At 47.9% G+C, this 20,703-nt stretch carries 19 protein-coding genes and 1 tRNA gene; 3 read left to right on the forward strand and 17 right to left on the reverse strand.

Annotation, left to right across the window (positions count from 1 at the left end; genetic code table 11):
- Positions 1-3 precede the first annotated feature (3 nt).
- The 3 genes from NZM01_09070 to NZM01_09080 all read right to left on the reverse strand — a co-directional run bounded on the left by NZM01_09070 (position 4) and on the right by NZM01_09080 (position 3,900).
- The gene (locus tag NZM01_09070; GenBank protein MCS6960186.1) at positions 4-1,557 is read right to left on the reverse strand and encodes a hypothetical protein; all 1,554 of its coding nucleotides are present in this window, start codon (positions 1,555-1,557) and stop codon (positions 4-6) included.
- Positions 1,558-1,624: 67 nt separating this feature from the next.
- Positions 1,625-1,696: transfer RNA gene (locus tag NZM01_09075), tRNA-Gln, on the reverse strand.
- A gap of 35 nt (positions 1,697-1,731) precedes the next feature.
- Positions 1,732-3,900: a phosphoketolase gene (locus tag NZM01_09080; protein ID MCS6960187.1), complete on the reverse strand. Its 2,169-nt coding sequence runs from the start codon at positions 3,898-3,900 to the stop codon at positions 1,732-1,734.
- Between the two features lie 104 nt (positions 3,901-4,004).
- Here NZM01_09080 and NZM01_09085 point away from each other — a divergent pair, with 104 nt between their 5' ends.
- Complete coding sequence (locus NZM01_09085) at positions 4,005-5,333, forward strand: cytochrome P450 (GenBank protein MCS6960188.1); 1,329 nt, start codon at positions 4,005-4,007, stop codon at positions 5,331-5,333.
- 1 nt (position 5,334) lies between these two features.
- Here the strand turns inward: NZM01_09085 and NZM01_09090 are convergent, their stop codons facing one another.
- From NZM01_09090 to NZM01_09120, 7 genes are all read right to left on the reverse strand, one after another.
- Entirely contained in the window at positions 5,335-6,165 is an 831-nt protein-coding gene (locus NZM01_09090; GenBank protein MCS6960189.1) for a M48 family metallopeptidase, read from the reverse strand.
- Positions 6,166-6,354: 189 nt separating this feature from the next.
- The gene (locus NZM01_09095) at positions 6,355-7,215 is read right to left on the reverse strand and encodes an Rpn family recombination-promoting nuclease/putative transposase (GenBank protein ID MCS6960190.1); all 861 of its coding nucleotides are present in this window, start codon (positions 7,213-7,215) and stop codon (positions 6,355-6,357) included.
- A 9-nt stretch (positions 7,216-7,224) separates the two neighbouring features.
- Positions 7,225-8,025, reverse strand: a complete 801-nt coding sequence (locus tag NZM01_09100; protein MCS6960191.1) for a nitrate ABC transporter ATP-binding protein — start codon at positions 8,023-8,025, stop codon at positions 7,225-7,227.
- Between the two features lie 29 nt (positions 8,026-8,054).
- Entirely contained in the window at positions 8,055-10,031 is a 1,977-nt protein-coding gene (locus tag NZM01_09105; GenBank protein MCS6960192.1) for a nitrate ABC transporter ATP-binding protein, read from the reverse strand.
- Between the two features lie 9 nt (positions 10,032-10,040).
- Positions 10,041-10,880 (reverse strand): nitrate ABC transporter permease, encoded by an 840-nt coding sequence (gene ntrB, locus NZM01_09110; GenBank protein MCS6960193.1) that lies wholly within the window; start codon positions 10,878-10,880, stop codon positions 10,041-10,043.
- 2 nt (positions 10,881-10,882) lie between these two features.
- On the reverse strand, positions 10,883-12,181 hold the full coding sequence (locus tag NZM01_09115) for an ABC transporter substrate-binding protein (protein MCS6960194.1): 1,299 nt from the start codon (positions 12,179-12,181) through the stop codon (positions 10,883-10,885).
- A gap of 28 nt (positions 12,182-12,209) precedes the next feature.
- The gene (locus tag NZM01_09120) at positions 12,210-13,742 is read right to left on the reverse strand and encodes a ferredoxin--nitrite reductase (GenBank protein MCS6960195.1); all 1,533 of its coding nucleotides are present in this window, start codon (positions 13,740-13,742) and stop codon (positions 12,210-12,212) included.
- A gap of 307 nt (positions 13,743-14,049) precedes the next feature.
- Between NZM01_09120 and NZM01_09125 the strand changes: the two genes are divergently transcribed.
- The gene (locus NZM01_09125) at positions 14,050-14,514 is read left to right on the forward strand and encodes a Uma2 family endonuclease (GenBank protein ID MCS6960196.1); all 465 of its coding nucleotides are present in this window, start codon (positions 14,050-14,052) and stop codon (positions 14,512-14,514) included.
- A 102-nt stretch (positions 14,515-14,616) separates the two neighbouring features.
- A complete protein-coding gene (locus NZM01_09130; protein ID MCS6960197.1) occupies positions 14,617-15,036 on the forward strand; it encodes a molybdenum cofactor biosynthesis protein MoaE in 420 nt (139 codons plus the stop codon).
- Here NZM01_09130 and moaD read toward each other — a convergent pair.
- The 7 genes from moaD to NZM01_09165 form a co-directional block, all read right to left on the reverse strand.
- Positions 15,033-15,284, reverse strand: coding sequence for a molybdopterin converting factor subunit 1 (gene moaD, locus NZM01_09135; protein MCS6960198.1), 252 nt, complete (start codon positions 15,282-15,284; stop codon positions 15,033-15,035). The two genes, NZM01_09130 and moaD, sit on opposite strands and share 4 nt — an antisense overlap.
- On the reverse strand, positions 15,271-16,326 hold the full coding sequence (gene moaC, locus NZM01_09140; protein MCS6960199.1) for a cyclic pyranopterin monophosphate synthase MoaC: 1,056 nt from the start codon (positions 16,324-16,326) through the stop codon (positions 15,271-15,273). The genes moaD and moaC overlap by 14 nt, the downstream gene beginning before the upstream one ends.
- A 1-nt stretch (position 16,327) precedes the next feature.
- A complete protein-coding gene (moaA, locus tag NZM01_09145; protein ID MCS6960200.1) occupies positions 16,328-17,275 on the reverse strand; it encodes a GTP 3',8-cyclase MoaA in 948 nt (315 codons plus the stop codon).
- Complete coding sequence (locus tag NZM01_09150) at positions 17,265-17,957, reverse strand: Uma2 family endonuclease (GenBank protein MCS6960201.1); 693 nt, start codon at positions 17,955-17,957, stop codon at positions 17,265-17,267. Before NZM01_09150 ends, moaA begins: the two co-directional genes overlap by 11 nt.
- A 21-nt stretch (positions 17,958-17,978) precedes the next feature.
- Positions 17,979-19,157 carry a molybdopterin molybdotransferase MoeA gene (locus NZM01_09155; protein ID MCS6960202.1) on the reverse strand — a complete coding sequence of 393 codons (1,179 nt, stop codon included), beginning with the start codon at positions 19,155-19,157 and terminating at the stop codon, positions 17,979-17,981.
- Positions 19,158-19,422: 265 nt separating this feature from the next.
- Entirely contained in the window at positions 19,423-19,971 is a 549-nt protein-coding gene (locus NZM01_09160; protein ID MCS6960203.1) for a Uma2 family endonuclease, read from the reverse strand.
- Between the two features lies 1 nt (position 19,972).
- Positions 19,973-20,701 (reverse strand): hypothetical protein, encoded by a 729-nt coding sequence (locus NZM01_09165; GenBank protein ID MCS6960204.1) that lies wholly within the window; start codon positions 20,699-20,701, stop codon positions 19,973-19,975.
- Positions 20,702-20,703 lie beyond the last annotated feature (2 nt).

Raw genomic sequence — 20,703 nt, forward strand, 5'->3', positions numbered from 1 at the left:
AGGTTATTTGCGGTCTTGAATTGCCTGTTCAATTTCCTCTTGGGTAGGAGCATTGGGCAGGGGTTGAATAGAGGGAGTGAGAGCACGGCGGGGAGGGGGAACAACACTACTAGCAGCACCTGTGTTAGAACTGAAACCCAACAAAGTACTCGATCGGGACATGTAGTTAGCCCAACTAGCACCCATGGGGTCAGCCTGCCATTGCTCCCGCGTGACCCGGGCGGCAAAAATCGGTGCCGTGCGTCCCCTCCTCGTGGCTAGGACTAGCATACTTACTTCCTGGCGGTTGGGGTTGGTAAATTCCCCAGCAATAGTCACCAGAGCGCGTTCTCCCACCTGTTGCAATAACTGGGCGTGGTTGTTAACAAAGTTAGCATCGATCGTGGTAGCAATCTCCTTGACGGGTTCACTATCGGCAGCGGGGGGGACAAAGGGAACAGGGGGAGGCTTGATTTCTACCCTGGGGTTTGTCACAGGGGCAGGCAGGGGAGTAGGGGGTAGGAGTGGCGGCGGTGGCGGGGGGACTACAGGTCTGGTAGAGCGAGGAATTGTAGGCTCAGGGGGCAGTGTCACTGCTGGTCTGGTAGAGGGAGGGGGTTCAGGGGGTGGGGTAGTGGGGAAATCAATACGATAGACCTGGGGTTCTCTAGGAGGCTGGGGCACGTACTTATAAACAGGGCGGGGAGGGGGAGAAACTGTAACAGGAGGAGGTATGTCAACAGTTGTAATAACCCCAGTGGCAACAGGTTGAGGACGGCGTTCGACAAGCCCTCGGCGAGCTAGGTCAAAAAGCAAAAAACCGATCGCTATAGCTACCACAGGCAACATCACGAGGGAATACCACTTAAACCGCCTAGGTTGCAGTTTGAGCTGACATTGCCGCAAATCCGCTGCAATTTCTTTAGCGGTGGTGTAATTTTTTGCCCAGATAGGTTGGAATAGGCGGTGGGAGGTGGGCAGGAAACTTTTGAGGAGTAAAAGCAAATCCTGGACATCCTGGGCAGGGTAGAACTTGCCTTCCAAGAGCCAGAAGCGATACCAATCCCGCAGGATTAGTTTGTTACAATCGGGGTCGAGCCAGACACTCTGGTCAGACAGGTGCCCATGGGATAACTTAAGCTGCCCAATGATCTGCCCACTACGGGAGCGGAGGTAGGCACCACTGTGGAGATAGTGAACAGTTGTCACCAGTTTGATCGCCAAGCGCAAGGCAATTGCCAGAGGTAACTGAGGTGTCAGAGGAATACTAGGCGGTAAGGTGTCAGTGACAACATAAGGCACTTCTCGCAATATCTCAGACCCCACTGGAATAACTAGGATGCCTCCATCCACTACAGATAACAGACGATTATCCTGTATTTGCATCACTTCCTGTAACCGCTCCAGGAAATCCGCCTGCCCTCTGGCTAGGTCTACATCCCAGACTTCCACTAATTTTGGGGATTCATCTAACCGATCGATCGCTTCGTACACAAACGATAAGCCCGATTGGAATAGGAGGGACTGTAGGTAATAACGCTTATCTTGACCAAGAGAAATTCCCGTCAGGTCATCCATAGCTTTGTCTCACCACAGCCCCCCGCAGGATGCAAAAACAACCCTACCCCTCTCCCTTTCCTAAAAACTGGGGTGCAAGGATTCGAACCTCGGAATGGCTGGACCAAAACCAGCTGCCTTACCACTTGGCGACACCCCAACTTGCGAATATCAGTATAGCAAACTTAACAGAAGTTAGCCAAGAATTTTTAGGGCTTGCCCCACAATCCGATCGGCAGTCAGTCCGTTCAACTCCATCACTTGTTCAGGGGTAGCACAGGTTTCCCCCCGCTTCCAGGACAGAACAGCAAAGGGCAGTTTGTTCCTCAGGATTAAGGGTTCGAGCATAGCACTACTGCCCCCCGTAATTCCTATCAGTACATCGCCACCAAACAGGCGCGCAAAATCTGCGTCACTGATGAAGTGGGTATCCGCCTGGGCACAGTTTTCCGTAGCTACATCCTCAGGACGGTACAGACGACGGGGACTGACAATGCTCACCACCTTGACCCCCATGCCCTGCTCCACTAGGGTCGTCACTGCTTGCATTACGGGTAATAACACCATGTCGCCGAGGACAGCTAACACGATCGTTTTCTGCCCCTCATATTGTTTGAGTATCACTGCTCCGTCTTGGAGAGCTTGTTCTGTCTGGGCAAAGGTACTGTGGACAGGCAAAGGGGTTTTGCTAGCGGTGATGGTGATGCCCTTATTAACCTGCTCTAATGCCCACCTGTAACAGACCTGGATACTGTTAGCATCGATGGGAAACAGGGGAAAGATATTGCCATTGCGCATCATGGCAGCAAAATAGTTTTCAATCTCTGGGCGTTGGTGGGTCCAGCCGTTGCGTCCCTGTTCCAAAGCTCCTGCTGTAAATAGACAGATGGTAGCGGGAGTGGGGCGACGCAATTCCGCCATTGCCTGGGTGACGGTTTGCCAAATAGGCAGACCATTAATAGCGAAGGATTCATAGGAACACCAGAGGGAACGCGCTCCCAACAGGGCTTGTGCCGCTGCTAAACCTGCACAGGCATCTTCACTCAAAGGTTCGTAAACTTGTCCCTGGGGTTGTTGGTGGTAAGTTTCATCGGCTGTGGGGTGAATGATTTTCAGGGCTTGATTGATATTGTTGATCCCAGAGGCAGCATTACCATCGGCATTAGTGACCACAAAATGACTATCCTGTTGTCCCACTGCCGCTGCTAGCACTCCCATGGCTGTTGTGGCTACCTGTTTATCCCCCACAGCAAACTCTTTTAGGGGTAGTTCTGTCAGTTTGGCTAAGGGGAATTCCCGTTCTGTGACCACCACTTGGGCAGCCGGCCCCCCCGCCGATCGTTCCCAGTTAGTGCGCACTAATTGCCATGCCGCTGGGGAGAGAGCACGCTGTTTCAGAGCAGAGACAATTTGGGGGTTGTCGAGGGTATGATGACCGTAGAGATTGTGGGATTTGGCACCTCTGTCGTGGACTCCCGCCCCCTTCAACTGCTTGACAATCAGGACAGTGAGAGTGCCACTGAGGGCTGACTTAGCTGCTCGATCGGTAGCTTCTAAAACCGCTTGGGTAAAAGCCAGGCGATTCTTGCGGGAAAACAAAGTACTATCCACATAGTCCCCTGCCTGTTGGGCATCATCAAAATCCTTGGCATCCACTAAAATCACTTCCTGGAAGCCGTTCCCCCGCCAGTAGGTGACCATCTCGCCGTTGGATTTAGTGGAGTTCATGCTGTGGTGTTCCTGGGAAAACCCGTTCCACACCAAAATAGGCAGAAAATTCGTCACCTTGGGGTAAGCGGTGTGAAAATGCTGCATACTGCTAATCACATAGGGTTCGCCTAACCCCCCATCCCCAATCGTCACAGGAAATAACACCCCAGGGTATAGTTTCGCCGCCGCCATCGCAAAATGTTGTCCCTGCCCCAGGGGACCAGCGGGATTGAGTAAGCCAGGAATTTGCCCTGACAGGTGCCCCAATAAGCCGTGGGTTTCGCGGAAGCGTTGACAGAGTTCCTGGACAGTATAAATCCCCATAGCCTCCAGAGACCGATCGAGGAAGACATGACTGTAAAAGCCAGGGGCGTGATGACCCACTTCCGTCATAATATTTTTGTACCCCAGCATTACTAGCGCTGCTATTGTGTCAGCGATACTGGCAAAGCCCCCTGGGTGTCCCGATGCCTTGGTGGCAGTCATTTGCAAAGTCAAGTACCGTAGGGCATCTGCCCCTAACATAGTCTGGTAGGCGCTGGTGGTATCAATGCTGTGGATTGCCTTGTCTTTGATTGCTGGTTTAGCACCGTAAGTATTAAACTCCTCCTCTAGGGGGCTAAAGTACAAAATTCCTTCCCAAAAGTTCGCCATCGACAACATCCCTTATTTTTTACAATCCTAGCCTAGAAGATGAACGCCCTCCCATTTTTGTCATTGAAAAGACTATATCATTTGAATAGTAAGAATCACTGCCTATGACTTTGCCCCCCAGTTCTCCTACACCACCCCTGTGGCAACTGTGGCACTGGATTACTGACCCGATCGGTTACTTAGAAACCAATTTCCGCCGCTATGGGGATTTATTCAGTGTGCGCTGGCAATATTTTCAGCCCTTTGTGCTCGTCAACCATCCTGACTATGTGCAAAAGTTACTGGGTGCTGACCCCAGGTACTTTGATTCTGGCGTGGGCAGTACTATCATGCGTCCGCTTTTGGGCAGTTATTCCCTCCTGTTACTAGACGGGGAACAGCACCAGCGGCAACGGAAGTTATTGCTGCCCCCCTTCCATGGCGATCGGCTCCTTAGCTACGGCAATGTCATCCAAGGAATTGCCCACACCCTCTTTCTTGCCTACAGGGGTGCCCAGGTCAATGTCCGACGGCTGATGCAGAGAATTTCCCTGGCGACTATTTTGCGAGTTGTCTTTGGCTTAAGGGTAGGGGATCGCTACGCCCAGGTGGAAAGCCTGATAACAGAAATGATTGAAACTGTATCCTCTCCCCTAAAAGCTACTCCCATCTTCGTTGCCTGGCTACAGCAACCCTGGACAAATTGGGGTGAATTTCTCCAAAAACGCAGTCAGATTGATCAACTTCTCTTTGCCGAAATTAACGAAAAAAGACGGCAACAAGAGCTGGGCAGCGACATTTTAAGTCTATTAATTAGTGCCAAGGACCAAGAAGGCAAAGGCATGTCTGATCAAGAATTGCGGGATCAGCTGTTAACGCTCCTACTGGCAGGACACGAAACTACAGCCTCGGCCCTAGCTTGGTGTTTGTATTTGATTGATCTACATCCCTCTGTCAAAGCCAAACTACTGCAAGAGATAAAAGAATGGAATGGTAACCTAGCAACGATTGGGCAGTTGACATATCTCCACGCTGTCTGTCAGGAAACCTTGCGTCTTTATCCCATAGCCATTCTCACAGAACCCCGTATTCCCCACCAGGAGATAGGCCTAGGAGATTACACCATCCCTGCAGGCACTCTGTTATTTCCCTGTATTTATCTGGTACAAAGAAGAGCGGACATCTATCCAGAACCCACAGAATTCCGACCCGATCGGTTCTTAGAACGACAATATACAGCCTATGAATATTTTCCTTTCGGTGGTGGGGGTAGAAGATGTATTGGTGCAGCTTTTGCTCTGTGGGAAATGAAGATTGTCTTACTGACTTTGCTAAGGGAATTCGCCTACAGGATTGTGCCTGACCCCCTAGGAAGACCAATCAAGCCCACTAGAAGAGGTGTCACTGTCGCTCCCTCTGCCTATCTCACTATGGAGATTGCCCATAAAAAATGAGTTATTTCCTGTCGTTGGTGGCAGACATTTGTAACTGGGGTGGCAAGGGCAGCACTGGTTGAGTAGAGTAACGCTGACGGCGGATAATTTGTTCTAATTGCTTTACCCTCGCTTGGGGATGGGGATGGGTAGAGAGAAAAGTCAAAACAGCAGGGGATTTTCCTGCCTTTGCTAAACGGGCGAAGAAGTCAACAGCCCCACCAGCATGACCATAGACTTTTACTAACAAATCCAAACCCACCCGATCGGCTGCCAATTCCTGCCTCTGGGAAAAAGACGACTGCGTAATCGCAGAAGTAACAGAACCGATCGATTGTAAGATACTGTTATCACCGAAAAAGACAGCAAACACAATCTGCCAAGTCAAGCTTTGGGCAATGCCCCGCAGATGGTCGCGATTACGAAAGTGCCCAATTTCATGCCCCAATACCATCATCAACTCATTCTCAGATTTGACATAATCCAACAGACCTCGAAAGATAATAATGCGGTCTCCAGGCACAGCAAAAGCATTTACAGTTTCCTCAGGAATATAAATTACCTTGAGGTCTCGTCTTTCTTGGCTAGCTTGTTTAGCTTCCAGTCGGTCTTGTAGCTCATTGAGTTTATCTTGGATCAACCCTGGTTGGGCTTGTCTCTCAAACTCCTTAATCACTGCTGCACCAATCTGAGCCTCCAGCTGTGGGGGGATTAACCAGACTAACAAAGCTGTAAGCAGACTGAACAAACCCCAAACAACCAGAGCAATAACTGTAATAAAACCCAAAAATAAAATCAACAGTTCTCGCAAAGATGGGGGGGGATTGCTAGGATGGGGACGATCGAGTAACATTACCCTTAGTCATGTGCTGCTGCCCTAATTCTACATCTGCCCGTGCAGGTCTGGCCAGCTTTCTGCTCTCTGTATACAGTAGGGTTTACAGGTCATCCAAATCATGTAACGACCGAGGTAAAACTGTAGCCTGCGATGTAGTCCCGATCGAGCATGGGAAATAACGGCTACAGAATGAAGTGTCGGTCTTCAAGGAGAAGAGGTGAGTTGGTCGAGATAGCTGTAGAACTCGTCAATGGTAGCCAAATCTAGGAGTGCTTCACCCAGTAACTCTAACTGAGGAATGTCTAAGCCCTGTAGTTGCAACGATCGGTCTGGTGGTAATACCCCAAACTTTTTACTAATCTGTTTCTGTAGTAGCTGTAGTTCACCCACCTGTTGACCTTGCTGTAATCCTTCTCTCAATCCTTGCTCCCTTCCTCTCTGCAGGCTTTCCTGCTCCACCTCTTGCACTACCCTTGTTTTTCTGAGGTCATCCAAACTGAACATCTGCTCTATCTCCTTGCGACTCAATCTCGGAAATTTGTACAACAGTATCGTGCTCACAAAATCTAGTATAACTTCATCCCTGGTCTTTGCCTGCAGGTCTCGTACCACCTCTTGCGCCCTACTCTCTGGACAAGTAATTAATTCCAACAACTGCCACTCTGGTGTTGACCTTTGCCACAACTCATCCAGATAAATGCGCCTTATCCTGCCACTACTAACCATCTCCTCCTCAACAGCAGATAACTGTTTCACATCTACAGCACGGGTGGGGAAAATAGGTACTGCTACCCAATCCTGACTAGTGTTCTGTTGGTTAAGGAAGAGAAAAATTTCACTCAAAAGTTGACGATAAAAGTTGGGATTGTATTGAAACTGCACCTCCACAAAATACAGAGGCAAATCATCAGTGGGCGGGGTGAAGATGCCATCAAAGCGAAATGCCTTTTCCTTGACTTCTACAGATGTGAATCTGTAGCCTGGGATGTAGTCCCGATCGAGCATTTGAAACAGCAGCTGTGGAAAGGTCTGCAGCAGGCGATAAAACAGAGTGTCAGTTTTCACCCAGTCAGGTCATTCATGGTGGGCAAAGCGCTCATAGAGAAATTCTAAAATGTAGTTACGCAGACTGTAGTACTGAGGATTCTCCTGTAAACGGGCACGATTCCGTGGACGACCGAAGGGAACAGTCAGAATTTCGCCAATTTGGGCAGCAGGTCCGTTAGTCATTAGCACAATCCGATCGCTCAAATACAAAGCCTCATCTATATCATGGGTGATCATCATGACTGTAATTTGTTGGTTACGCCAGATTTTCAGTAGTTCATCCTGCAGTTCTTCTTTGGTAATGGCATCTAGGGCACCAAAGGGTTCATCGAGAATGAGGACTTCGGGGCGAATAGCCAGAGCACGAGCGATCGCTACTCTTTGTTTCATACCCCCTGACAGTTGGGCCGGATATTTCTGGGCTGCTTCCTGTAGTCCCACTAGCTCTAGGTGTTCATAGACAATGCTCCGTCTTTTGTTTTTGGTGAGGTCAGGAAATACTGCTTTGACGGCAAGGTCGATGTTCTGATAGGCAGTCAGCCAAGGCAAGAGGGAATAGTTTTGGAAGACCACCATCCGATCGGGACCTGGAGCAGTGATGGGACGATCGTTGATATAAACTACCCCACTAGTGGGTTGGGTAAACCCAGCTACCATGTTCAGCAGTGTTGTTTTGCCACAACCAGAGTGACCAACAATACAGAGAAATTCCCCTGTTTTGACTTCTAGGTTAATCTCAGCAAGAACTACGTTTTTACCATAGACTTTGGTGACATTTTCTATACGGATATGAGTGGTGGTGGCGGTAGGAATAGTGAGGGTTCGCATAATTATTTCTCCTTTAGACACAACAAAAATTAGACAAGACTAACAGCCCGATAATCGATCGCCCGTCGAATGGGAAACTGCTCCAGATAACTGAGGGGTTCGTCAGCATTGAACTCAATGCCATCACTAAGGCTAAAACTACGCCGATCGGGTACGGTATCCGGTATTCCCAACTCCCTCGCTGCTTCAGCAAATACATCAACTTGATAGGTCCGATGCACAACTTCCCACCAATTTTGGGGTAGGGGTGTAACTTCCCAGCGTGCCAGTTGCGTCAGCAGCCATACCCCTTCGCTGGGAGCAGGACAGTAGGATTGATCAACGTAGAATTGATGCAACCGATGGTAAATTTTTTCCGTCATTCGGCTAGGTGCAAGGGGCATTTTCAGAGGTTGAGTAAAGCCCTGGGCAAGCACCTCAGGAGCGACATCAAGGTAGGCTGTCAATAGAGTTAAGACTGTCTCCCGTTTTCTAACATCATCACAGTATTCACAAGCAGCGAGCAAAGCCTTTACCAAGGCAATTTGTTGTTCAGGTTGACTGACAGCCCAACCAGTATTCACTGCCAATACCTTCTCTGGATGACCATCCCAGATGTCTAAACTAGTACTCACGATCGTGCCCATACCTTCATGCACGGCATAGCTGTTCCAAGGTTGACCGACACAAAAACCATCAATATGCCCTGCCTGTAAGTGATAAACCATTTGGGAGGGAGGAGCTACCACTAGTTCCACATCCCGATCGGGGTCAATGCCTGCCCTAGCTAGTTCGTAGCGCAACAACAGATTGTGCATAGATGCTGTGTGGACTACACCAAAGACAAGACGGTGCTCCTTCCTGCGCTCAATGTATTCAGCTAAACTGAGGAAGTTCGTTACACCCTGGTCTATCAGTTTGTTACCAAAAGTGATGCCAATGCCGTTGCGACTGAGTACCAGGGGAACAGTTATGGAGGGCTGGGGCTGACCCGCTTGTAAACCAACCGCCAAGGCGATCGGTAAGGGTGCTAACATCTGTGCTGCCTGCAATCTGCCTGATGTGACTCCCTCGATGATCTCCGCCCAGCTATTCTCCCTAGACAATTCCACTTCTGCCAAGCCATATTTGGCAAACAACCCCAACTCCTTGGCTACCAACAGAGGAGCACAATCTGTCAAAGGAAGATAGCCGATCGTGACCTTCTCAGTTTCAACAGCAGGAGTCAAGACCACAGGGGCAGACCGCCGTTTTTGTTGGTGGAGAAAATCAACAATCTGTTGTCGTAAGGTGTAGTAGCTGGGGTGATTGACCACATCATGACGATTGCGGGGACGGGGGAAAGGCACTCGCAAAATCTGCCCCACCCGTGCTGCCGGTCCATTGGTGAGCATGACCACCCGATCGGACAACAACAATGCCTCATCCACATCATGGGTGACCATCAGGCAAGTCATCTCGCTCTGCTGACAAACCGCCATCAACTCTTCTTGCAAACTCCCCCTAGTCAGAGCATCTAATGCCCCGAAGGGTTCATCTAACAACAGAACTCTCGGTGTGATTGCCAAAGCCCGCGCGATCGCTACCCGCTGCTTCATCCCCCCTGATAACTGGATAGGGTACTTGTGGCGAGCTTCCCACAAATGCACGCTTTCTAAAGCTTTCTGGATACGTTGCCGGCGCTCTGTGGCAGAAATACGGGGAAAAACCGCCCTTACAGCCAACGCCACATTGCCATAGACCGTCTTCCACGGCAAGAGGGAGTAGTTTTGGAAAACCACCATCCGATCGGGACCTGGCTCCATCACCTGGCGACCTGCCATGACTACCCCCCCCACAGAAGGGCGCAGAAACCCTGCCACAATATTCAACAGCGTCGATTTACCACAGCCAGAGTGCCCCAACAGAGAAACGAATTCCCCTTCTCGCACTTCCAGATGAATATCCTTGAGGGCGGTGTAGGTCCTCCCATCCGGTAGAGGGAACACCATATCCACGTGGTCAATCTCAATCAACGGTTTTGTCATAGCTACCCCCTAGTTGTCAGCACCCTTAGTGAGCAATCTGGCTACCCAAGCGACCATCCGATCGAGGCACAAGCCCACCAACCCCACGTACACCACCGCAATCACAATTTCACTAATTAGAGAACTATTCCAGGCATCCCAGATAAAGAAGCCAATGCCCACACCCCCAATCAACATCTCTGCCGCCACGATCGCTAGCCAGGACAAGCCAATACCAATCCGCAAACCCGTAAACACGTAGGGAATTGTTGCTGGGACAAGGATATGCAGGAAATAGTCCACCTTTGACAAACGCAGCACCCTTGCCACATTGCGGTAATCCTGGGGCACCTGCTGCACACCCACGATCGTGTTGATGATGATGGGCCAAATCGCCGTGATAAAGATGACAAAAATAGCAGCAGGTTCATTATCTTTGAAAGCAGCCAGGGAAATCGGCAGCCAGGCGAGGGGGGGGACGGGACGCAAAACCTGCAGAATCGGATCAAACGCATCGTAGAGGAGGGGGCTAGCCCCAACTACCATACCCACTGCCACGCCCACGATCGCCGCCAGGGAAAAGCCCATAGCTACCCGCTTCAAGCTGAACAAAATTTGCCAGCCAATACCTGCATCATTACCAGTGCCGCGATAGAAGGGATTAAAAATCAGTTGCTTTGTCTCCTCAAACACGGTAGTGGGAGCAGGCAACTTAATGATGCCCGCGTTTGTCAACATTTGCCAAATCAGGAGAAAGAGAGCTACCCCCACCAAACCCAGGAATAACTTCCGTAACACCTGCACTGCTGCCAGTTGCTGCAACTTGCTCAGCCAAGGGTTCCCTCTCCTAGTCGTCAATGCTCTTGTCATAGTTATGCCTTCAATTGCTTGATTTTCAACTTCGCTAAATATTCTTCTGGTTTCTCAGGATCAAACACCACGCCATCAAAGAATCTCTCCTTGCCACGGGAAGTGGAAGCCGGAATCTGTCCCTTGGGAATGTTGAGAGCCTTAGCTGCTTCCCGCCACAGGTCTTCCCTGTTAACTGCCTTTATCAAAGCTTTGGTGTCAGTGTCCGCTTTGAAGTAGCCCCAGCGAATGTTTTCTGTCAAAAACCACAGTTCATGGGTGGGGAAGGGATAGGAAGCGAAATCTCGCCAGTACTTCTGCATGAGGTTTTTATCCTCAAAGACCCTACCATTGCCAAAATCGAACTTGCCCAGGGAGCGATCGATAATATCTTCATAGGGTGCCTTCAACCAGTTTCTATCCGAGAGAATGCGGCACATCTCTGGTTTGTTCTCATCCTTATCACACCACCTTTGGGCATCAAGGATCGCCATCAAGATTGCTTTGGTTGCCTTGGGATATTTGTCCACCCAATCAGCCCGCATGGTAAAGCTCTTTTCCGGATGGTCTTTCCAGATTTCCCCTGTAGTAGCCACGTTGAACCCTACCTTCTGGTTTACTGTCTGCAGCGGCCAAGGCTCACCCACACAGAAAGCATCCATCGTGCCCGTCTTCACATTGGCAACCATCTGGGGCGGAGGCACAACGATCGTAGAAACTTCCTTAGTGGGATCAATGTCTGCTGCTGCCAACCAATAACGCACCCACATATCGTGGGTACCGCCTGGGAAAGTCATAGCCACCTTGACTTCTTTCCCCTGCGCCCGCTTCTTGGCAAATACCTCCTTGAGGGGTCTTGCGTTCAAACCTACCTTCAACCCCTTGTACTCGTTGGATAAACTGATTCCCTGCCCGTTGAGGTTCAATCTTGCCAAGATGTAGAGAGGTACTTTCTTGCCCCCCGTGACGATGCCAGCACTAATTAGGTAAGGCATGGGTGTGAGAATATGAGCCCCATCGATACCTCCTCCTTCTGAACCCAGCACCAGGTTGTCTCTGGTGACTCCCCAAGATGCCTGCTTGACTACCTCCACGTCGGGCATGCCGTATTTAGCAAAATAACCCTTAGCCTTGGCAATGATGAGGGGAGCGGCATCAGTGAGAGCAATGAACCCCAGCTTAGCCTTGGTGACTTCGGGGGTATCGGCTGAGGCGACAAACAGCGAGCTTTGGCTGAGGGCTTCCCCTCCTTTACCAGCTAGGACAGTGACGGCGGTACTGCTAGCACCTAGGATAAATTGTCTTCTGGTTGTGTTTTTCATACTGTTCCTCCTTCTCTAGTCTTGTGAGTTAAGCTACTTGTTCTACTGCTGTCACTCTGGGACGAGCACCAAACTGTTCAATCAAAATTTCTTTGAGTACCTCCAACAGGTCGTCACAGGGGATAGCTTTGCGAACACAGGTGCCTAGTTGAGCATCTTTGCCCACTTTGCCACCCATATATAGGTCAACGCCGTCTACCACCTGACCATTCTTTCTAGCTTTAGTCCCCATCAAGCCAATATCAGCAACCTGAGGCTGCCCACAGGAGTTAGGGCAACCAGTCCAGTGAATCCGCACAGGACGGGGCAATTCCAGGAGGGCATCTAGTTGCCTGGCTAATTCTATCGCCCGTTGTTTGGTCTCGATGATAGCAAAGTTACAAAATTGTGCGCCTGTACAGGAAACTACGGCTCGTTCTAAGGGCAGAGGATTGATAGAAAACTTCTGTAACAGCGGCTCAGCGAGGAAATCTGCTAGTTTTTCATCGGGGATATGGGGAATGATAGCGTTTTGTTCGACAGTGAAGCGCACCTCCCCCTGTCCATACACTTCTGCCAAGCGGGCAAATTCAAATAAATCCCTCGCTTGCAATCTGCCTACAGGGACATGCATGCCCACATAGTTCAATCCTGGCTGCTTTTGTTTGTAAACACCAATGTGATCCCGCTTTTCCCAATCGATCGCATCATGTTCTGCTGCTGTGAGCAAAGGAAATGAGAGTTTAGCTTGTACTGCTGCCCGAAACTTCTCAATCCCCCATTCATCAATCAGCCACATCAAACGTGCCTTCTGGCGATTTTCTCTGAGTCCGTGGTCACGAAATATTTCTACGACAGCGCGGGATAGTTCTATCACCTGCCGATCGGGAGTCACCCAGGCATGCAAAGGAATTGCCGCTGCACATCTTTTAGAGGAGAAAAAGCCCCCCACTAAAACATTGAACCCTAAAATCCCCTCTCTGTAGGCAGGCACAAAGGCTAAGTCATTGATTTCCGCATGCACGGAATTGTCTCTTCCCCCCTCGATCGCTATGTTGAATTTGCGGGGCAGGTTAGTAAATTCAGGATTACCCTGACCATTGTTGGTCAACATAGCCTGCAATTCGTACAGTAGGGGGCGGGTGTCAATTAGTTCGTCAGCACAAATTCCTGCTACCGGTGACCCCGTTAGGTTACGCACATTGTCCATCCCCGACTGCACAGAAGTTAAACCACATCCCTCTAATTTAGAGAGAATTTCTGGCAAGTCTTCGATCACAATCCCCCTTAGCTGAATGTTTTGGCGGGTAGTAATATCAGCACTGCCTTCCTCACCATAACGATCGATGATTTCTGCCAGTGTGCGCAGCTGTTGACTAGTGGCAATACCATTAGGCAGTCGCAGCCGCATCATAAACCGACCAGGAGTAACAGGACGAAAAAACACCCCTAGCCACTTTAAACGCACCTCTAGGTCATCTTTGGGAATCTGCTCCCAGCCCATCTGGGCAAACTGAGCAATCTCCTCCTTGACCTTCAGTCCGTCTTTCTCCTGTTTGATTTTTTCAAATTTATTGCTCATACAAGACGCAACAGGAAACTATGCACACCATTCTGGGCTTCGTCAATATTGCAATTTGTAAACTTAGCTACTTTTTCTGAGTTCCTATACAGTTTTTGCATAGAAACAATTACTATCTTGTATAGACAGTAAAATTAACCCTAACCAACCAGTGGAGCAGCAACTTTAGGACTTCCTGGGCGATTTTTCCACCGTTTGTCTATGCCTTTGTTGAATTAGTGAATTAGAGTGGATAGCAAAGGTAAAATTTCATATTTATATTTCTAGCCTTTGTGGTTTATCCTAGTTTTATGGGGAGACAGTGACTATGACGATCGGGCATAAACAGATTAAGCCACTTACCCTAGAGGAGTTTTTAGCTCTACCTGAAACGGAGCCTGCTAGTGAATTTATTGCGGGTGAAATTTTTCTTAAACCCATGCCCAAGTTGCACCATAGCACTTTACAGATGCAAATTGCTACCGCTATCAATTGTATTGCTAAACCTGCTAAGTTAGCTTTGGCTTTTCCTGAGTTACGGTGCAACTTCGCTAATGTCTCGATCGTGCCTGACCTTGTTGTTCTACGATGGGAAAATATCCCTTTCCAGGCGGATGGTACAGTTGCTGATGTTGTCACCTCTGTACCCGATTGGTTGATTGAAATTCTAGCGCCAGAACAATCACCGCTAAGATTGATGAACAAAATTGGCATTGCTATCACTAATGGGTCAGAGTTAGGCCAGCTAGTGATTCCCCATCGACTTATACGAGCGATGATATTTCAGAAATGAAGGCGGGTAACGATCGTTTGCCTGTACTTGATGTATTATCAGATTGGCAGGTAACGGTAGCGGATATTTTTCAGTTTTTATTGTTGCAGTAGGAGGGAAATAATGTTGTTTAGTCTGACAACAGAACCGATCGTGCCTGAGCAGTTAATGCCAAAACTGGAGCATCATGGGGCAGGAGCTTGTGTTACTTTTGCGGGGTGGGTACGCAACCATAATGACGGCAAAGAAGTTTTAGCTCTGGAATACGAAGTTTATCGAGAATTAGCCCTCAAAGAAGGTGAAAGAATTGTACAGGAGGCAGTGGCTAAGTTTTCCTTGTATGGGGCTATTGCTTGTCATCGTTACGGCAGGTTAGAGCTAGGAGAAATAGCAGTGTGGGTAGGTGCTACATCCACCCATCGCAAGGAAGCTTTTCAAGGTGCTGCTTACATTATCGATGAAATTAAACATCGTCTGCCAATCTGGAAGAAAGAACATTATAAAAATGCTCCTGCCACTTGGGTATTATGCTGTCATCACTAACCCCCCGCCACAGGTGGAATAAAAACAATGTGATCACCTGGCTTAATTGCATGAGTTAGGTCAGCAAATTCATCATTAACTGCTACTTTCAGTTGGCTAAGACATAGGGAAAACTGGTATTCCTGTTGCAACTCCTGATATAGCTCTTCACAAGTGCTTGCCTCTGTGATCCGACTTTCTTCAGAAATGCCAGTCCGATCGCGCAGATGGGCAAAGTATGTCAATTTGATAGTTTTAGAGTTGGACATTTACCTGCACCTCCTCATACTCAGCTAAGGTATTAATGTTAGCAGTAGTGTGGGGGGAAGGTGGCTCTAATAACTGACAGGGAGATTGGGCAAGAATCTGCACAGGACACATCACCCCCTCATTGTAGTACTTGTTAAATACAGAGAAAGCCTGGGGGGTATAAATAGCGCACAATGCTTCAGGAAATTTTTTCTGCGGATGGTAATAGCAATTAGCCACTACATCTTCACGGTATTTTTCTACTAGGGGAGCTAAATTCTGTTCATCTAAATAAGGTAAATCACAAGCCACTACTAACCAATTCACTTGGGGATAGGCTTGAAAAGCAGTCAGCATACCACTAATCGGTCCATCGCTAGGAAAGCTATCATAAATAGTTGGTAAATCGGCTAAGGGGGTGTTTTGCCACTGACCCGATCGGGCTGATAGAAAAACACGGTCACAGAATTCCTGCAGTAACTCATAGAGGTACTGGGCATGGGGTTTACCACGATATTCTAGGAGGGCTTTATCTCTACCCATGCGCTTACTTTTACCCCCCGTCAGCACCAAACCATAGAGAGGATATTGCCCTAAAGTTTTCTTACCTCCACTTTTAGCCAGGAGCTTAATCTCCTGAATAACAATTTCCTGACTGACAGACTTGCACATATCGTAAACAGTTAAGGCAGCTATAGTTACACCGTGCAAACTCTCCATTTCTACCCCCGTACGATCGCTGGTTTTTACTTCACAGCGGAGGTAAACTTCTACCCGATCGGTTTGTGGTAAAACTTCCGTGTGAAACTGGCAACTAGTAATAGGGATGGGATGACAGAAAGGAATGGCATCTGCCGTCCTTTTTACTGCCATGGTGCCTGCAATGATAGCTGTCTGCAGTACTGCTCCCTTTTTTGTCAGTATTTCCCCCCTCTCCATATGTTGGAGAAAGCCAGCGGGAAGTCTAATGATAGCCTGAGCTACAGCTCGCCGAGCGGTAATTTCTTTGTGACTAACATCCACCATCTGGGGTTGATTCTGGGAATTAATATGGGAAAACATTTTAGCCTCCAATTTGGTACATGGCATGACTGACAGATTGCCCCCTCGTCGTTGGTTTCATACCTAAAAGTTGTCGATAGGCACTGTACCTTTGCTCCCTGCTCATACCCCTCAAGGCAATTCCCTCCTCCCGAAACAGACAAGCCCTTAAAATTCCATCTGCTGATAACCGCCAACGGGAACAATGTCCGCAAAAGGGCTGGGATTCAGAGGCAATAAAACCGATCGTTGCTCCACATTCTGTCTTAAAGCGAAAGGCAGTACTGTCTGGGGCACTAGTAATCGGTATGAATCGATAATATCCTTGCAATTTATCAATCATTTCTTGTGCACTGACAAAGGTTTCCTGCGGTAAATGACAAGCATAACCAATCTGCATTAACTCCAGAAATCGTATCTCCACTTGCAGCCGTTTACTATACTCTACTATATCAACCAGTTCCCCATCGTTGTAATGGCGCATGACTACCATGTTTAGCTTGACCTGAAATCCCTTTGCTACTGCTGTTTCAATTGCTTGTTTGACTTTATCTAAAAATTGACCATAGGTAATCGATCGGAATGTATCAGCTTTAAGACTATCCAAACTAATATTTAGCTTCTTTACGTTATACAGCTGCAATAGTGGCAGGAACCGCTCCAAAAGAACCGCATTTGTGGTGAGACTTAGTTCCAAATTAGGTATGGTAGCTAGGCAAGCAATAATCTCAGGAAACTCTTTACGTAGTAGCGGCTCGCCCCCCGTTATTCTCACAGTAGTTATTCCCAGTTCAGCTAGCTCTCTTACAATTTCCGTGTATTCCCAGGGCTGTAAATACTCATCTTTACTCATAAATTGAGCCTCTAGGGGCATACAGTAGCGACAGCGTAAATTACACCGATCGGTAATTGATAGCCGCAACTTGCGTATAATCCGCCCATATTTATCCACTAACTGCTCACTGCTCATTTTCTATGCCCATTTCCTTAAGCTTTTGTCTGAGGCTTTCTAGTTCCTTCTGCATTTTATCAGCCCTCTTTCTTTCTAAATTAGCCACTTCGTCAGGTGTAAGGTAGCGATCGCCTTCCTGATTAAACCATCCCAGCAGCTCATAAGGAGTAGCAGGGTATCTACCTAAGCCCAAACCTATTTCTGGCATCCAATAAGGCTCGCCTACCTGCAACACATATTCCCCTGCTATAAGCTTGTAAATTTCCAAAGGATTACGCCGATCGTGTTGGTAGAAAAAGGGATTGTAAATTACACAGTAAAGTACCCCTAGCCTGCGATAAATTTCTAGTTTCTCTGTGTATTCATTGTTATAGTTGTGGGAAACAATTTCTAGGACTAAGATGGGCGGAATATAATTTTCTTCCCACAGGACATAACTTCTGCGACCACCACTACCTTTGTAACGCGGTACACCAATGCTTAAGAAACCATCAGGGATAACAGGAATGCAGTGGTTACCGCCCGTTGTGTGATAAATTCCCATATCTGCCCCAAAGTACCAATCCTCCCGATCGCGCCAAATAAAATCTAGGGTAAACAACAATAGGTTGGGAATATAGTTCTGTAACTCATTATCCACAGGCGTTTCATCAGAATCAGGCAGTTCTTCACTAGTCGGCAGCCGATCGATTTCTAGCATAGTCTTCCACTCACTTCCATACTACCAATAATACAGGGGAAAACATTCTCCTGCGTTAAATTCATCCCGATCGCTAGGTAATTCTATAAAACCGTCTGTGTTAGCTAAGCTGAGGAAATCACCTGAGTTATTTACAGGCACGGGGGTAGCTAGGACTTCGGCAGTGGGACTGTAACTAATTCTAACTGGTAGAAAATAGGTGAGGGGTAGGGGAAAGACTACAGGAGTAGCTAACTTAGCCCAGCGGGGTGCAACAGACAGAACATATCGATACAAACAAACCAAACTAGATACAGGATTACCCGGCAGTCCAAAAATAGCAGTTTTGTAGTTGTGGTCTACACCAAAATAAAAAGGTTTTCCTGGGCGTTGTTTGACACCGTGGACATAACAGGTTACTCCCACCTCTGACCAGATAGAAGGCAGAAAATCATACTTACCCTGAGAAACTCCCCCTGTATAAATCAACTGTTCATAATTCTGGGTGGCTTTTTGGTAGTGCTCTTTTAGCATCTGATAATCATCTGGTAAAACAATAGTGTCTACATCTGCCGCTTGATACCCATGCTTAAGGAGTGCCGATCGTAGGGCATAAATGTTAGATTGTCGCAACTGATAGGGTTTGGGTGTTTGATGAGGTGGGATTAATTCATCTCCTGTTGTGACGATAAGTGTGCGAGGCAACTTTTTTACTGTAATTTCTGTATAGCCCAGAGAGGCAAGAATACCCCACTGGGGTGGCTGCAGAGCTGTACCAGCTGCTAATACTAATTGCCCAGCGCTCAAATCGGTTCCCTGGCGATGAATATTGGCATAGGGTGACCAGTTTTCCTCCTGTACAATGAATGCTGTCTTTGCCTGAATTCGCAAGTATTCGTAGGGAATTACTAGGTCGCAACCACCAGGTAAAGGTGCCCCTGTCATAACTTCTATACAACTATGGGGGTTAGTCAGTTGTAGGGGTGGTTTTCCTGGAGTGGCAGTAGCAATGATAGGAAATTCCCTTTGTCCTTTATGGTACTGTTCCCATGCTAGGCTAATTCCATCCATCATCACGCGATCGATCGGTGGATAGTCCCGATCGGTTGTGATATTTATAGCCAGTATGCTGTCCCTTGGGTGAGCTAAGCTTAGGTCAGTTGTACCCCAGTTTGGTAGATTATCTCTAACTAAATTTGTAGCCACCTCAGGTTTTAGCATAACGTGATAGTTGGCTGTAACTAAAATGATGATTTATTGTATGACTCGTCCATTGCCAGCGCAAGTATCTTCTTCTTGTTATTAAAACATAAATACAAAATAAGGATAGACAAATCACTCACTACTCATGAACTTCATCCCCTGCGGCAAAACTAAATTGACTCTCTCAACTCCACTATCGTAGGAATTTTTCTATTAGTCCTGATCACTCCTGCATGTTCCTTTTTTTGTAATCCTGTTACTTCGGATTAATAGTAACTCTTTTTCAGTTCTTAAAAACGGTGAGAGTGCCAAACAAAGGGGACACGATCGCTTCTCCTAGGCTATATTCTTGCAGGTCATACCACCGATCGGTGTTCACCAGAACAGAAATTTTGTTGTCCAGAGGGTCAACAAGCCAGTATTCAGGAATATCACGGACGGCATATTCACTGCGTTTGGTGCGATAGTCAATGTTTTGGGTGGAGGGGCTAACAACTTCCACAACTAGTAAGGGATAGCGATCGAGGTCAAGTACGGCTGGTTTGTCCTGTAGATATTCCCAGTCTGATAGTTGCATCACAATCAAATCAGGGATCCTCACTGTGTCCGACCCACAACGTACGCCCACATCCCACACAGCAATGTATGGTAAGTTAGCTTTCTCAATTTCAGCATCCAACAGTTTCTCTAGCAGCTTAATTAGCCTGCCGTGATTACCAGTGGGCAACGCCATCGGGAATAATTCTCCCTCCACTAGTTCGTAATGGGTATCTGTGCCATCACTGTAGTCTAGGTATTCGGCGAAAGATAGGCGCTTGCTAGTGGTAACCATTTCAATTCATTAGCATTGTCACATTCTCTTGGCAGGAGTTAAGTTGATCACTAAGTTCTCGTAATTCTAGTAGCTCAGAAGTGCTTTTGGTACCGATCGTGCGAATTTTATTCTGCATTTTCTGCAATAGACCTCCTGATTCCGTTACCCATTCCATTAAGTTGGCAATTTGAATTTGGCGGGAATCTTGCCCTTCTCTAGCTAATTCTAGATTGTGGCGCAGTGTTCTTTCTAGGCTAGCTAATTTTGCTCTCCCTGCTTCTGATGTGACAGTATTTTGCTTAGCTATCACCTGCCGTAGTTGCTCTTCTATCTCGGCTACCGATAACATAACCTCGTTTTTGCCCAACCGCCGCGCAATTTCATCAATCTTGTAGGGCAATTCCATCACCCGATCGCAGGCTGCCTGAATCGCTACTAGTAAATCTATCTGGTCAGGTTCAGTTAGCAGAGTAGCCGCTTCCCGCCGCATAGATTCTGCCCTCTGCACCAAGGCAACTGCCGATCGTTTGATTGCCATTACTTCCTGCTCTAGTTTGGGGTCACCCAAGTTCAATCGTTCTGGCTCCCTAGCTTTGAGAAAGCCAGCTCCCCCCGTAGCCACAAGGGCAGCGATCGGGATCATCACTACTGGTGGTATACGCCCAAATCTTCCTCCCAGTACTAATAGAATCCCTGCCGCCAGTACTACCAGAGGGTATTCCAGGGGATTAGCTAGCTTCCATCTCATAG

Source organism: Pseudanabaenaceae cyanobacterium SKYG29, from assembly GCA_025055675.1.
Lineage (GTDB): Bacteria > Cyanobacteriota > Cyanobacteriia > Pseudanabaenales > Pseudanabaenaceae > M5B4.

Bases quoted from the DNA above. Each gene is read 5' to 3' on its own strand.
- NZM01_09070 (MCS6960186.1), bottom strand. From the start codon at position 1,557: ATGGATGACCTGACGGGAATTTCTCTTGGTCAAGATAAGCGTTATTAC.
- NZM01_09080 (MCS6960187.1), bottom strand. From the start codon at position 3,900: ATGGCGAACTTTTGGGAAGGAATTTTGTACTTTAGCCCCCTAGAGGAG.
- NZM01_09085 (MCS6960188.1), top strand. From the start codon at position 4,005: ATGACTTTGCCCCCCAGTTCTCCTACACCACCCCTGTGGCAACTGTGG.
- NZM01_09090 (MCS6960189.1), bottom strand. From the start codon at position 6,165: ATGTTACTCGATCGTCCCCATCCTAGCAATCCCCCCCCATCTTTGCGA.
- NZM01_09100 (MCS6960191.1), bottom strand. From the start codon at position 8,025: ATGCGAACCCTCACTATTCCTACCGCCACCACCACTCATATCCGTATA.
- NZM01_09105 (MCS6960192.1), bottom strand. From the start codon at position 10,031: ATGACAAAACCGTTGATTGAGATTGACCACGTGGATATGGTGTTCCCT.
- ntrB (MCS6960193.1), bottom strand. From the start codon at position 10,880: ATGACAAGAGCATTGACGACTAGGAGAGGGAACCCTTGGCTGAGCAAG.
- NZM01_09115 (MCS6960194.1), bottom strand. From the start codon at position 12,181: ATGAAAAACACAACCAGAAGACAATTTATCCTAGGTGCTAGCAGTACC.
- NZM01_09120 (MCS6960195.1), bottom strand. From the start codon at position 13,742: ATGAGCAATAAATTTGAAAAAATCAAACAGGAGAAAGACGGACTGAAG.
- NZM01_09125 (MCS6960196.1), top strand. From the start codon at position 14,050: ATGACGATCGGGCATAAACAGATTAAGCCACTTACCCTAGAGGAGTTT.
- NZM01_09130 (MCS6960197.1), top strand. From the start codon at position 14,617: ATGTTGTTTAGTCTGACAACAGAACCGATCGTGCCTGAGCAGTTAATG.
- moaD (MCS6960198.1), bottom strand. From the start codon at position 15,284: ATGTCCAACTCTAAAACTATCAAATTGACATACTTTGCCCATCTGCGC.
- moaC (MCS6960199.1), bottom strand. From the start codon at position 16,326: ATGTTTTCCCATATTAATTCCCAGAATCAACCCCAGATGGTGGATGTT.
- moaA (MCS6960200.1), bottom strand. From the start codon at position 17,275: ATGAGCAGTGAGCAGTTAGTGGATAAATATGGGCGGATTATACGCAAG.
- NZM01_09150 (MCS6960201.1), bottom strand. From the start codon at position 17,957: ATGCTAGAAATCGATCGGCTGCCGACTAGTGAAGAACTGCCTGATTCT.
- NZM01_09155 (MCS6960202.1), bottom strand. From the start codon at position 19,157: ATGCTAAAACCTGAGGTGGCTACAAATTTAGTTAGAGATAATCTACCA.
- NZM01_09160 (MCS6960203.1), bottom strand. From the start codon at position 19,971: ATGGTTACCACTAGCAAGCGCCTATCTTTCGCCGAATACCTAGACTAC.
- NZM01_09165 (MCS6960204.1), bottom strand. From the start codon at position 20,701: ATGAGATGGAAGCTAGCTAATCCCCTGGAATACCCTCTGGTAGTACTG.